The 13,686-nt window shown below is 57.5% G+C and carries 9 protein-coding genes and 1 pseudogene; all 10 read right to left on the reverse strand.

Going from position 1 to position 13,686, the window contains the following annotated elements:
• Window positions 1-169: 169 nt before the first annotated feature.
• The 10 genes and pseudogenes from LJU29_RS19350 to mtnA all read right to left on the reverse strand — a co-directional run bounded on the left by LJU29_RS19350 (window position 170) and on the right by mtnA (window position 13,614).
• Window positions 170-1,596, reverse strand: a pseudogene (locus LJU29_RS19350) (MBL fold metallo-hydrolase).
• Between the two features lie 421 nt (window positions 1,597-2,017).
• On the reverse strand, window positions 2,018-2,260 hold the full coding sequence (locus LJU29_RS19355; protein WP_004657309.1) for a lipopolysaccharide assembly protein LapA domain-containing protein: 243 nt from the start codon (window positions 2,258-2,260) through the stop codon (window positions 2,018-2,020).
• A 24-nt stretch (window positions 2,261-2,284) separates the two neighbouring features.
• Window positions 2,285-2,581 carry an integration host factor subunit beta gene (gene ihfB, locus LJU29_RS19360; protein ID WP_002554561.1) on the reverse strand — a complete coding sequence of 99 codons (297 nt, stop codon included), beginning with the start codon at window positions 2,579-2,581 and terminating at the stop codon, window positions 2,285-2,287.
• Between the two features lie 320 nt (window positions 2,582-2,901).
• Window positions 2,902-4,593 carry a 30S ribosomal protein S1 gene (rpsA, locus tag LJU29_RS19365; RefSeq protein ID WP_002554562.1) on the reverse strand — a complete coding sequence of 564 codons (1,692 nt, stop codon included), beginning with the start codon at window positions 4,591-4,593 and terminating at the stop codon, window positions 2,902-2,904.
• 121 nt (window positions 4,594-4,714) lie between these two features.
• A complete protein-coding gene (cmk, locus tag LJU29_RS19370; protein WP_002554563.1) occupies window positions 4,715-5,404 on the reverse strand; it encodes a (d)CMP kinase in 690 nt (229 codons plus the stop codon).
• Window positions 5,401-7,005, reverse strand: a complete 1,605-nt coding sequence (locus LJU29_RS19375; protein ID WP_257111073.1) for a prephenate dehydrogenase/arogenate dehydrogenase family protein — start codon at window positions 7,003-7,005, stop codon at window positions 5,401-5,403. Before LJU29_RS19375 ends, cmk begins: the two co-directional genes overlap by 4 nt.
• Window positions 7,006-7,062: 57 nt before the next feature.
• Window positions 7,063-8,157 (reverse strand): prephenate dehydratase, encoded by a 1,095-nt coding sequence (pheA, locus tag LJU29_RS19380; RefSeq protein WP_005755158.1) that lies wholly within the window; start codon window positions 8,155-8,157, stop codon window positions 7,063-7,065.
• The gene (serC, locus tag LJU29_RS19385) at window positions 8,157-9,242 is read right to left on the reverse strand and encodes a 3-phosphoserine/phosphohydroxythreonine transaminase (RefSeq protein ID WP_054995393.1); all 1,086 of its coding nucleotides are present in this window, start codon (window positions 9,240-9,242) and stop codon (window positions 8,157-8,159) included. Before serC ends, pheA begins: the two co-directional genes overlap by 1 nt.
• Window positions 9,243-9,446: 204 nt before the next feature.
• A complete protein-coding gene (gene gyrA, locus LJU29_RS19390) occupies window positions 9,447-12,233 on the reverse strand; it encodes a DNA gyrase subunit A (protein ID WP_257111074.1) in 2,787 nt (928 codons plus the stop codon).
• A gap of 304 nt (window positions 12,234-12,537) precedes the next feature.
• Window positions 12,538-13,614, reverse strand: coding sequence for an S-methyl-5-thioribose-1-phosphate isomerase (mtnA, locus tag LJU29_RS19395; protein WP_005731285.1), 1,077 nt, complete (start codon window positions 13,612-13,614; stop codon window positions 12,538-12,540).
• Window positions 13,615-13,686 lie beyond the last annotated feature (72 nt).

A 13,686-nucleotide genomic window follows, 5' to 3' on the forward strand; every position in this document is an offset into this window, starting at 1 on the left:
AACTTTCCAGCTGGCGTAAGAACCCTTTTCGGCAACGCACCTGAATCAACTCCCTGCATCAGTGCCCACCGGCCTTCAGTGTGGGCCAGAGGTGATTTACACTAAACCGGGTCAGGTGCACACCTTGAAAATTCAATTACACCCCAACCGTAACTAGCGCGCTCGCCCCTCAAGGAATAAGCAGTTCCACGGTTCTTTTTTCAAGCGAGTATTTACGACCCAGAATATTCCCCAGCATCTTTTTCGCAGTTGCCTCGCCATGCACCAGTCGAATCTGCGCAGGCCACTCTTTCATGCCGGTCACGAAACTGACAAGTCCTGCCTGATCCGCATGGGCGGAGTAGCCTTTGGCAGTATGAACCCCTGCGTGGATATCAAAGCGTTCACGGTCGAGTTCGACATAGCCACCCAAAGGACCGTGCATCTGAATGGCTGCACCGGGTGTTCCCTTGCCCTGATAGCCGACAAACACCACGTTATGCCTGGCATCGCCCAACATGGCTTTCAGGTAATTGACAATTCTGCCGCCGGCGCACATGCCGTTGCCGGCAATCACGATGGCCGGACGCGCAGTGCTGGTCAGGTAGTTGACGGTACGCAGGTGCTCCTCATGCGTATCGACGGTGATCAGCTGCTCGAAACCCAGCGGCTTTCTGCCAGCGTCAAGCCTTAGCCGGGCATCCTCATCCCAATAGTCTTCGAATGCCTGATAAACCTTCGTGAACCGGCTCGCCAGAGGTGAGTCAAGAATGATCGGCAATCTCGACCAATCGGCAGGCGGTACCTCACCTCCAGCCGGGAGCGCACTGTTTTCGACAGAGTGATTCAACGGCATTTTGCGCCGCAGAATGTCCTCCAGCTCGTAGAGCAATTCCTGAGTACGGCCGATGCTGAACGCAGGTATCAGAACGGTGCCGTTATCTTCGAGTGCCTTGTCAATGATCCGCTCAAGTGCTTGCTGGCGAATGCTGCGATCCTCGTGAAGGCGATCCTTTCCAGAATCAGAACATCCGCGCGCTCCGGAGGCTTGGGGGCGGGCAGAAACGGTGTATGACTTGCCCCCAGATCACCGGAGAACACCACACGCATGGAACGCTCTTGCACAGGGTAATGCAGATCGCACTCGATATAGGCAGAACCGAGTATATGTCCGGCACGCTGCAGACGAACCCGGCAGTGCAATGTTTCGTGATCGACCAGACTGAACCAGTTATCGAATGGCAGCGCGATGATTCTCTTGTTGATGAGCTCCAGGTAGCGCTGTATTTGTTCGGGGTCATGCGCAAACTCGATCTTCAGAATATCTTCCATGACCAGTGGCAGCAGATGAGCACTGGGCTCGCTGCACAGTATGGGTCCCTTGTAGCCAGAGGCCAGCAACTCGGGGATACGCCCGACATGGTCATTGTGCACATGGGTGACCAGCAGCGCCCTGATCGTCTCGGGATCAAACCCGAACGAGGCGGCACGCTCACCGCGCTCCTGCACCGAGCCGCAGTCGATCAACAGGTTACTCGAGGCATCCATACACAGTTGATGGCATGAGCCCGTTACCGTATCGACAGCACCATGATGAATAATTTCCGGATAAGACATGCAGTCACCTTTTCTTGCCAGCCTTTACTTGATGTTTGCAACATCCAGCATCGGATCTGAACAGTAAGTTTCGGCGCATTCTGCACGTGAAAGGCTTATTTTCAAGACTTGACACAAAGCCGTCAGAACAGCAGCAATAGACGCTGCTAAAGAAGATAACCGGATACCCCTTTAGAATGGGCACCTTAATTAAAAAAGAGAATATTCCTACATACCGAAGTAACTATTCCTGGCAAAACATAAGAATAAACTGACAGAATTATAAGTCGGCTTTTTTTGAAAAATACCGACTGTAGACATGAATTACACGCCAGCCTCAAAACGCCGCATGGCATTCAATTGAGCGCAAGGGCGTGGAGAATGCGCATATCACGTCGCCAGAAATGCCTGCGGCGACGCCTGATCAGCGCTGCTGTGATGCTCAGACGGAGCGAGGGGAAGGCGCACGTTTTTTTCGAAGACTGGTTATCCATGTCAGCACTGGGCCGATAATCATGCCCAGCAGCAGAGCGAGGACAACAGGCAATGCCAACGGAAGCTGAGGCGCTGACCAGCCGAAAAAAGTTACCGCGACAGATTGCCGGTTTTCAAGAACGAACACGGCTGTTGCCAAAACAGCAAGCAACACGGCGACGATCAAAATGACTCGTTTGAAGATACGCATCTGATGATCCTGTGGTGAATGGCTTCAAAAGCCCTCTTCTTCATCCTCATTGACCCGATCCCGCAGCTCTTTGCCCGGCTTGAAATGCGGGACAAACTTGCCGTCGAGGCTGACCGACTGACCGGTCTTCGGGTTGCGCCCTACTCGCGGTGCACGGTAATGCAGCGAAAAGCTGCCAAAGCCCCGAATTTCAATTCGGTCACCGGTCGCCAGGCACTGGGACATTTGTTCAAGCATGGTCTTGATGGCCAGCTCGACATCCTTGGATGAGAGCAGCCCTTGATGGGTGACAATTCGTTCGATCAACTCCGACTTCGTCATATTTTTCCCTTCTTTTTCAAGCAGCTAGATCAGCGCTTGGAAGGTTTTAGCATGACCGGATGAATTTGAACAGCCCATCTATTGACTTATGTTCAACACTGTCTACCAGGCATGAAAAGATTACACCCACATTACAGGCGAGACGTATCGGAAGGGAGCTGAAGCATTCGAAGAATAGAGACGGCCTGAGAGGCCACTGAAGACATTTGGCAGCTAGGGCAGTGCATGTGCAGACATTCCTGAAACAAGGACCTGTGAGGCCTTAGCAGCAGAAATAAAAAAGGACGACCGAAGTCGTCCTTTTTGTGGTCAAGCAGAACTTAGTTCTGTTTTTCCATTTGCGCGCGCAGCAGGTCACCAATGGTGGTAGGACCAGTGCTTTCAGCGACTTCAGGCTTGCTACGCAGGCTCTGAATGGCTTCTTTCTCGTCTTCAACGTCTTTCGACTTGATGGACAAGCTGATTACACGGCTCTTGCGGTCAACGCTGATGATCTTGGCTTCGATCTCTTCGCCTTCTTTCAGAACGTTACGCGCGTCTTCAACGCGGTCACGGCTGATTTCGGAGGCTTTGAGGGTCGCTTCGATGTCGTCGGCCAGGGTGATGATGGCGCCTTTGGCGTCAACTTCTTTAACGATACCGCGAACGATAGCGCCCTTGTCATTGACAGTGACGTACTCGGAGAACGGATCGCTTTCCAGCTGCTTGATACCCAGTGAGATGCGCTCACGCTCAGGATCAACAGACAGGATCACGGTGTCGAGCTCATCGCCCTTCTTGAAGCGACGTACGGCTTCTTCGCCCACTTCGTTCCAAGAGATATCGGACAGGTGAACCAAGCCGTCGATGCCGCCGTCCAGACCAATGAAGATACCGAAATCGGTGATCGACTTGATGGTGCCGGAGATTTTATCGCCCTTGTTGAACTGGCCAGAGAAATCTTCCCATGGGTTGGATTTGCACTGTTTGATGCCGAGGGAGATACGACGACGCTCTTCGTCGATGTCCAGAACCATGACTTCCACTTCGTCGCCAACCTGAACGACTTTCGAAGGGTGGATGTTCTTGTTGGTCCAGTCCATTTCGGAAACGTGTACCAAGCCTTCCACGCCTTCTTCCAGCTCTGCGAAGCAGCCGTAGTCGGTCAGGTTGGTAACACGCGCGGTAACGCGGGTGCTTTCCGGGTAGCGAGCCTTGATAGCAACCCATGGATCTTCACCCAGTTGCTTCAGACCCAAGGAAACACGATTGCGCTCGCGATCGTACTTCAGGACCTTTACATCGATCTCATCGCCAACGTTGACGATTTCCGATGGATGCTTGATGCGCTTCCAGGCCATGTCGGTGATGTGCAGCAGGCCATCGACGCCACCCAGATCGACGAATGCGCCGTAATCGGTGAGGTTCTTGACGATACCCTTGACCTGTTGGCCTTCCTGCAGGGACTCGAGCAGAGCTTCGCGCTCGGCACTGTTCTCGGCTTCCAGGACACTGCGACGGGAAACGACAACGTTGTTGCGCTTCTGGTCCAGCTTGATGACCTTGAACTCGAGCTCTTTGCCTTCCAGATGAGTCGTGTCACGCACAGGGCGGACGTCAACCAGAGAACCAGGCAGGAACGCACGGATGCCGTTAACGTCGACAGTGAAGCCGCCTTTAACCTTACCGTTGATAACGCCCTTGACCACTTCTTCAGCTGCGAAAGCCGCTTCCAGAACGATCCAGCACTCGGCACGCTTGGCTTTTTCGCGGGACAGCTTGGTTTCGCCAAAGCCATCTTCGACCGCGTCCAGCGCAACGTGAACTTCATCGCCGATCTTGATGGTCAGCTCGCCAGCGTCGTTGTGGAACTGTTCCAGCGGGATGAGGCCTTCAGATTTCAGACCGGCGTGAACCGTAACCCAACCTGCCTGGTAGTCGATATCCACGATGATAGCGGTGATGATCGAACCAGCCTGAAGGTTGAGGGTCTTTAGGCTTTCTTCAAAAAGTTCTGCAAAGCTTTCGCTCATTTTAATTCCTGTTGATCAAGGGCGAAGAATACGCCCATCTGCCACGCTCCAGACAACGTGGGTTTCGTTCAAGTAAAAGAAAGCCTGCGGGACTATGACTGGTCTCCCACACGCTTCTTCGTCATCCGGCGATACCGCGAAGCGCGATTTCGCTCAGAATGCGTTCCAGCACCTGCTCGATGGACAATTCAGTGGAATCCAGCTGTATGGCGTCGTGCGCCGGCTTCAGCGGGGCTACCGCTCGCTGGGTGTCACGCTCGTCGCGTGCACATATCTCATCTAGCAGACTCGACAGACTAACATCATCGCCCTTGGCCTTCAACTGCAAGTAACGCCTGCGCGCACGCTCCTCGGCACTGGCAGTGAGGAATATCTTCAGTGGTGCATCCGGGAACACCACGGTGCCCATGTCGCGACCATCCGCAACAAGGCCCGGCTCCTCCTGAAAAGCGCGCTGGCGCAACAGCAAGGCGTCGCGCACCGCCGGCAGCGAAGCCACCTGAGACGCACCACTGCCTACCTGCTCGTTGCGAATGGCGTGGGTGACATCCTCGCCTTCCAGAATGATGCGCTGCCCCTGCCCTGCCGCAGTCGCTTCGAACTGGACATCCAGGTGAGCGGCCAGAAGCTTGAGCGCTTCTTCATTGGTCAGGTCCACGCCATGATTGCGCGCGGCAAAAGCCAGCAGACGATACAGCGCACCGGAATCAAGCAGGCACCAGCCGAGTTTTCTGGCCAGCAATCCGGCTACAGTGCCCTTTCCGGAACCGCTGGGTCCGTCGATGGTGATAACGGGAGCTTTGATTTTCACTTTTTGTCCTCTTGCGCTACACGCATGCCAACTTGAGCGCACAGCGCCAGAAAATGGGGAAACGATGCGGCGGCATCCGCGCACGCTTGAATACGGATGGGCGCCGAAGCCCTCAACGATGCAACGCGAAACGCCATGACGATACGCTGATCGCTGCGAGCATCAACCTCGCCGCCACCTGGCACATCGCCTTCGATAATAATGCCATCCAGCACAGGCTCGGCCTCGATACCCAGAGCCAGCAGACCATCGGCCATCAGCCTGACGCACTCTGACTCGTCGGCTTGCAGCGCCTGTGCGCCGCGCAGAATGGTACGCCCTTCTGCACACGCTGCGGCAACAAGCAGCACCGGAAATGTATTGATCGCCAATGGCACCAGCGCTTCAGGAATATCAGCCCCTTTCAGCCGGGCGGAGCGGACATGCAGGTCTGTGAGCGTCCCGCTCGCCAGTTTGCGGATATTTTGCAGCACGATGTCGCCGCCCATCAGGCGCAGGATATCGATCGCCCCCTCACAAGGGGAACTGACCGGAACGTCCTCGAGCAGCAAGTCGCACCCTTCGCTGATCGACGTCGCCACCATGAACAGCACCGCAGACATGACATCCACCGGCCCTTTGATGTGGTGGCTCACGCCATCCGCAGGCCCGCCGCGAACCTCACGATGGTCGCCAGACGCTGTATCGACCCGGGCACGACTGGCCAGAATTCTGCCGAAGTGCTCCCTGGCTGCGCGAGCGCGGGTGAACACATCCTTCAGTTGTGCGCCATCGCCAACGTCTACCGCATCGCGCAAGGCATCGAGATCCGTACGAAAGCTGTCCAGCGTGCGCAGTACTGCCTGCCGATTGGCCATGAAGATGTCGTGCCACATGGTCGGATCGCTGCCTGCAATACGCGTGAAATCACGGAAACCGCCAGCGGCATACCTGAATATGTCCAGGTTTTCATTACGCTTGGCCAGTGAGTCGACCAGACCGAATGCCAGCAAATGCGGCAGATGGCTGGTTGCAGCCAACACCTCATCGTGACGCTCGACCTGCATGTGCTCGACATCGGCGCCCAAGACAGACCACAACCGGTCGACAATCGCCACCGCTTGAGGATCGGTCTCAGCCAGCGGAGTCAGAATGACTTTATGACGCCTGAACAGCGCCGCGTTGGATGCTTCAAGGCCGCTCTGCTCGGACCCGGCAATCGGATGCCCGGGCACAAAACGTGTCGGCATATGGCCGAATGCCTGGCGCGCAGCGCTGACCACATTGCCTTTGGCACTGCCGACATCGGTGAGAATTGCGTTACCCAGATCCAGCGGCGCAAGCAGCGCGAGGAGCTTTTCCATAGCTAGAATCGGCACCGCCAACTGAATCACGTCGGCACCATGACAGGCCACGGCAAGATCAGCCTCACAGCGATCCACTACCCCCAGTTCGACAGCCAGCTTTCGCGACTGCGGATCAAGATCGACGCCGACGACTTCACGACACAGGCCGCTTTCGCGCACGCCCTTGGCAAAGGAGCCGCCGATCAGCCCAAGCCCCACGACCACCAGACGACCGATCAAGGGCCGGGCCGGTTGTTCCGAAATCACATCAACCACGCGAACACACCTGACAGCCCGACAAGACAACAAACAAACGGATCATGCACAACGCCCTCAAAGAACCGCTTTCGGGTAGGAACCCAGCACCTTCAAGGCAACGGCTTCACTTCTGATTTTTTCCAGCACGGCCTTGACCAGCGGGTCTTGGTGATGGCCGACAAAGTCGATGAAAAACACATAAGTCCACTTGCCACTGCGCGACGGGCGGGTTTCGATGCGTGTCAGGTCCAGGCCGCTCTCGTGAAACGGCACCAGCAGCTCGTGCAGCGCACCCGGCTTGTTGCTCATCGACACAATGATCGAGGTCTTGTCATCGCCGGTCGGCGGGACTTCCTGGTTGCCGATGATGAGGAAGCGCGTGGAGTTGTCCGGGCGATCTTCGATCTTTTCCGCAAGACGCGTCAGACCATACAGGCCTGCCGCCATATCGCCAGCGATAGCCGCCGAATTCCACTCGCCCTTGACCCGCTTGGCGGCTTCGGCGTTGCTGGCAACGGCCACACGTTCGACATTCGGGTAATGAGCATCCAGCCATTTGCGGCACTGGGCCAGCGACTGAGCGTGGGAATAAATGCGCGAAATGCTTTGCGTCTTGGTGCTTTCGCCAACCAGCAAATGGTGGTGGATACGCAGCTCGACTTCTCCACAGATCACCATGTCGTGCTCAAGAAAGCTGTCGAGCGTGTGGTTGACCGCGCCTTCGGTGGAGTTTTCCACCGGGACCACGCCAAAATTCACGGCACCGGCAACCACTTCACGAAACACTTCGTCAATCGCAGCCATCGGCAGACTGATGACTGCATGCCCGAAGTGCTTCATCGCGGCGGCCTGGGTAAATGTACCCTCAGGGCCGAGATAGGCGACCTTGAGCGGCTGCTCAAGCGCGAGACAGGAAGACATGATTTCGCGGAACAGACGCGCCATTTCTTCATTGCTCAACGGCCCGCGATTGCGGTCCATGACTCGCCTGAGCACCGCAGCTTCACGCTCCGGACGGTAGAACACAGGCACTTCACCTTCGGCCAGCGAGGACATCTTGACCCTGGCCACTTCCTGGGCGCAGCGGGCACGCTCGCTGATCAGCTCCAGAACTTTCTCATCGAGGCTGTCGATACGGACGCGAAGCGCCTTGAGTTCTTGCTCGGACATCAGCCGTGCTCCTTCTCGAAATCTTTCATGTAGGCCACCAGCGCGTTGACCGCGTTGATATCGACAGCGTTGTAGATGGACGCACGCATGCCGCCCACCGAGCGATGGCCTTTGAGGTTGAGCAGGCCGTTTGCATCAGCACCTGCCAGGAAAGGCTTGTCGAGGCGATCGTCAGCCAGACGGAACGGTACGTTCATCCACGAACGATCAGGCTTGTTGATCGGGTTGCTGTACAGCTCGCTGGCGTCGATGAAGTCATACAGCGTGCGCTGCTTGATATCGTTGCGCCTGCCGATTGCCTCGACACCGCCCTGCTCCTTGAGCCATTCGAAGACCAGCCCCGACAGGTACCAGGCGAGAGTCGGCGGCGTGTTGTACATCGAGCCATTGTCGGCAGCGACTTTGTAGTCGAGCATGGTCGGGCACAGCGAACGTGCGCGGCCCAGCAGGTCTTCACGAATGATCACCACCACGATGCCGCTCGGGCCGATGTTCTTCTGGGCACCGGCGTAGATCATGCCGAAACGCGAGATATCCACCGGACGCGAGAGGATGTCCGAAGACATGTCAGCCACCAGCGGCACGTCGCCCGTTTCAGGAATCCAGTTGAATTCCAGACCGCCAATGGTTTCGTTTGGCGCGTAGTGAACGTAGGCAGCATCCTTGGACAGCTTCCATTCGTTCTGACCGGGAATGGCAAAGTAGTCGTAAGGTTTGGCGCTGGCGGCGACGTTGACCGTGCCGTAGCGCGATGCCTCGTCGATAGCCTTCTGCGACCAGATGCCGGTATCGATGTAATCGGCCTTGCCGTTTTCCGGCAGCAGGTTCAGCGCAATCTGCGCGAACTGCTGGCTCGCGCCGCCTTGCAGGAACAGCACCTTGTAATTCGAAGGAATGGACAGCAGGTCACGCAGATCCTGCTCGGCCTTGGTGGCAATGGAGACGAACTCGTCACTGCGGTGGCTCATTTCCATGACGGAAAGGCCTTTGCCGTGCCAGTCGAGGAGTTCCGCCTGGGCACGCAGCAGAACAGCTTCAGGAAGCGCAGCAGGACCTGCGCAGAAGTTAAAGGCTCGCTTGCTCATATCCACTCTCGTCAAATACGTTGGGTCTGTACGCGCTTGTTTCTGGTTGCTTGCCACGAGCAGACAGACGCCGCAGCGACTGGCAGCTCCTTGCTGAAATTCTGATCCGGCTGCAGGGCTGGCCGAATGTCGCAAGGGCTGGACTTGCCTGGAATGCAGATGCACTCACAGACGAGCCAGCCCTTACCTGATTTACGTTACAACTCAGTTCTGCGGTTCGTCTTCGTCTGGCGCAGCGTCCGCTTGCAGGTCTTCACCGGCGTCGCCCACTTCAGCTTCAGCGGCATCGACAATCACGCCGTCGATACCTTCTTCGCCTTCAAGCTCTTCGCCTTCGACTTCCGACGGCTCCTGAACACGCTCCAGACCGACCAGTTTCTCGTCGCTGGCCAGCTTGATCAGGGTCACGCCCTGAGTGTTACGGCCGAGACTGGACACTTCGCCCACCCGGGTACGCACCAGCGTGCCCTGATCGGAAATCAGCATGATTTCTTCGCCATCAAGCACCTGAACTGCGCCAACCAGACGGCCGTTACGCTCGTTGCTGACCATGGCGATGACACCCTGACCGCCGCGCTTGTACTCAGGGAACTCGGAAATGGCCGTACGCTTGCCGTAGCCGCGCTCGGAAGCGGTGAGGATCTGGCTGCCTTCTTCCGGGATCAGCATCGAAATGAGCTTTTGCCCTTCTGGCAGACGCATGCCACGCACGCCACGAGCGGTACGCCCCATGGCGCGCACATCGGATTCCTTGAAGCGGGTCACTTTGCCGCCATCGGAGAACAGCATGATTTCCTGTTCGCCATCGGTAATGGCAGCGGAGATCAGGATGTCGCCCTCGTCCAGCTCAAGGGCAATGAGGCCCGAGCTGCGTTGACGACTGAATGCAACCAGCGGGGTCTTCTTGACGGTACCGTTGGCGGTGGACATGAAGATGAACGGAGCCTTCTTCTTGTCGGCGGCCTTGATACGGGCCTTGCGCTCTTCTTCGGTCTCGCTGCTGTTTTCAGCGTCGTCCAGCTCGCCTTCAAGGGCTTCGCCTTCTTCGTCGGCACGCTTGCGCATGGCTTCGAGGTCAACCGGCAGCATGGTGGTGATGTATTCGCCGTCGCTCAGCGGCAACAGGTTGACCAACGGACGACCACGGGCAGCGCGGGACGCTTCCGGGATCTCATAGGTCTTGAGCCAGTACACCTTGCCCTTGCTGGAGAACATCAGCAGTGTCGTGTGGCTGTTGGCGACCAGCAGGTGAGCAATGTAATCCTCATCCTTGATGCCGGTGGCCGACTTGCCCTTGCCGCCACGACGCTGAGCCTGATAGACCGCCAATGGCTGGGTCTTGGCATAGCCGCCATGAGAGATGGTGACCACACGCTCTTCTTCGGTGATCAGGTCACCCAGGGTCAGGTCCAGACGTGCATCGAGGATCTCGGTACGACGGGCATCGCCGTACTCGGAGCGGATCACTTCCAGCTCTTCGCGGATCACTTCCATCAGGCGCGTTGCGCTGTTGAGGATGCGGATCAGCTCGCCGATCTGGTTGAGGATTTCCTGATACTCGCCCAGCAGCTTCTCGTGTTCCAGACCGGTCAGGCGATGCAGACGCAGTTCCAGAATGGCCTGAGCCTGTTCCGGTGACAGGAAATACTTGCCTTCACGCAGACCGTATTGCGGGTCCAGGTTCTCAGGGCGGCACGAATCGGCACCTGCACGCTCGACCATTTCGACAACTGCGCTTGATTCCCAAGGCGTCTTGATCAACGCTTCCTTGGCTTCTGCAGGTGTCGGAGAGGCCTTGATGAGGGCGATGACCGGGTCGATGTTGGACAACGCAACAGCCTGACCTTCAAGGATATGGCCACGCTCACGCGCCTTGCGCAGCTCGAATACGGTACGGCGGGTAACCACTTCGCGACGGTGACGAACAAAGGCTTCCAGCAGGTCCTTGAGGTTCAGGATGCGTGGACGACCGTCAATCAGGGCAACGATGTTGATACCGAAAACGCTTTGCAGCTGGGTCTGGGCATAGAGGTTGTTGAGAACAACCTCTGGCACTTCGCCACGACGCAGCTCGATGACCACGCGCATACCGTCCTTGTCGGACTCGTCACGCAGCTCGGTAATGCCTTCGAGTTTCTTTTCCTTGACCAGCTCGGCGATCTTCTCGATCAGACGTGCCTTGTTAAGCTGGTACGGCAGTTCGGTGATGACGATCTGCTGACGTCCGCCGACCTTGTCGATGTCTTCGACGATGGAGCGGGCACGCATGTAAATGCGTCCACGACCCGTGCGATAGGCTTCGATGATACCCGCACGGCCGTTGATGATCGCCGCTGTCGGGAAATCCGGGCCGGGGATGTACTGCATCAGCTCATCGATCGTCAACTCGGGGTTGTCGATCAGTGCCAGGCAACCGTCGATGACTTCACCAAGGTTGTGCGGCGGAATGTTGGTCGCCATGCCCACGGCAATACCGCTGGAACCGTTGACCAGCAGGTTGGGAATACGGGTCGGCATGACCGCGGGGATCATTTCGGTGCCGTCGTAATTCGGCACCCAGTCCACGGTTTCCTTGTGCAGGTCGGCCAGCAGCTCGTGCGCCAGCTTGGTCATGCGTACTTCGGTGTATCGCATGGCCGCAGCGTTGTCGCCATCGACCGAACCGAAGTTACCCTGACCGTCTACCAGCAGGTAGCGCAGCGAGAATGGCTGAGCCATACGAACGATGGTGTCGTACACGGCCGTATCGCCGTGCGGGTGATACTTACCGATCACGTCACCAACCACACGGGCGGATTTCTTGTACGGCTTGTTCCAGTCGTTACCCAGCTCGCTCATTGCGAACAACACGCGCCGGTGCACGGGCTTCAAGCCGTCGCGCGCATCGGGCAGTGCTCGACCGACGATTACGCTCATCGCGTAGTCGAGGTAGGACTGCTTCAGCTCGTCTTCGATATTGACCGGGAGGATTTCTTTGGCCAGTTCGCCCATGAGAAGCCTGATTCCTTTTTCTGGTGAAACCTCGCAAACCCATTCGGGGTATACGAAGCTCGCCGCTGCCAGCATGTGCAGGGCAGCGACTTACGACAAATCAACGAGTTATGCCATGAATCTACGCAGCGTGGGCGACTACAATCAGTGTCCCCGATAACCGCCGGATATTACCACAATCGCCGAGGCGCTCACATCCTTTGCAGGCGCTGAAAACGAGCCACCGGCGTGCAAGACGCCTGAGAAACGCTTACAGGCACGCCCAGCCGCATTGCACAGCGGCAACGGCTCGAGCCCGACCGCATCAGTGAAGGTGTTTACGGCTCATCAATTGCGCCATCCGGGCGGTATCGGGACGCTCGACAATGCCCTTCTCGGTCACAATCGCATCGATCAGGTCTGCCGGTGTCACATCGAACACCGGATTGAAGGCCTCGACCTGTGCACCGACCCGCTGACCGCCCACTTCAAGCAGCTCACGGCCGTCGCGCTCTTCAATGATGATGTCGTCGCCGCTGGCCATCTCCATATCGATGGTCGAACTCGGTGCCACCACCATGAAGCGCACCCCGTGGTGCATCGCGGCTACGGCAAGCTGATAGGTGCCGATCTTGTTCGCAACATCGCCATTGGCGGTGATGCGATCAGCCCCGACGATGACCCAGGTAATGCCCTTGGTACGCATCAGGTGCGCAGCGGCGGAGTCTGCATTCAGGGTGACCGGGATGCCTTCATTGGCCAGCTCCCAGGCGGTAAGCCGCGAACCCTGCAGCCAGGGCCGGGTTTCATCGGCATAGACCCGCTCGATCATGCCTTCCAGATGCGCTGCGCGGATCACGCCCAGCGCAGTCCCGAAACCACCGGTGGCCAGCGCTCCGGTATTGCAGTGGGTGAGCACCGTCTGCAAGTTGCCTTGATGCCTGCGGATCAGGTCGGCGCCCAGTTGCGCCATGGTCAGATTGGCCTCGCGATCACTCAAGTGAATCGCCACGGCTTCTGCCTCAAGGGCCACGAGCGGATCGTCACCGTCCTTCACACGCATCAGACGATCACGCATCCGGTTCAGCGCCCAGAACAGGTTCACGGCGGTCGGGCGTGAGTCGGCCAGCAACTGCATGTCTTCTTCCAGCGCCGGATACCAGTCCTCGCCTTCGGCAATGCGCGCACGTGCGCCCAGCACCGCACCGTAGGCGGCACTGATACCGATAGCCGGTGCCCCGCGCACGACCATCGTGCGAATCGCCTCGGCGACTCCCTCGGCGGTGGTATAGCGGTGCCAGACTTCCTCGAACGGCAGTACCCGCTGGTCCAGCAGGTACAGAGCGTCGTCTCGCCAATCGATGGCCTTAACTTTCTCTGCAGCCAACAGTCGATCGCGCATCGCCAACTCCATCTTGAACATCCGAAACCCAGCATCAAAAGCCGCTGATTATAGCGAGCCGCCTGCGAAGAC

It is taken from the genome of Pseudomonas ficuserectae, from assembly GCF_024584585.1.
Lineage (GTDB): Bacteria > Pseudomonadota > Gammaproteobacteria > Pseudomonadales > Pseudomonadaceae > Aquipseudomonas > Aquipseudomonas amygdali.

Bases quoted from the DNA above. Each gene is read 5' to 3' on its own strand.
- LJU29_RS19355 (WP_004657309.1), bottom strand. From the start codon at position 2,260: ATGCGTATCTTCAAACGAGTCATTTTGATCGTCGCCGTGTTGCTTGCT.
- ihfB (WP_002554561.1), bottom strand. From the start codon at position 2,581: ATGACGAAGTCGGAGTTGATCGAACGAATTGTCACCCATCAAGGGCTG.
- rpsA (WP_002554562.1), bottom strand. From the start codon at position 4,593: ATGAGCGAAAGCTTTGCAGAACTTTTTGAAGAAAGCCTAAAGACCCTC.
- mtnA (WP_005731285.1), bottom strand. From the start codon at position 13,614: ATGCGCGATCGACTGTTGGCTGCAGAGAAAGTTAAGGCCATCGATTGG.
- pheA (WP_005755158.1), bottom strand. From the start codon at position 8,157: ATGTCCGAGCAAGAACTCAAGGCGCTTCGCGTCCGTATCGACAGCCTC.
- gyrA (WP_257111074.1), bottom strand. From the start codon at position 12,233: ATGGGCGAACTGGCCAAAGAAATCCTCCCGGTCAATATCGAAGACGAG.
- serC (WP_054995393.1), bottom strand. From the start codon at position 9,242: ATGAGCAAGCGAGCCTTTAACTTCTGCGCAGGTCCTGCTGCGCTTCCT.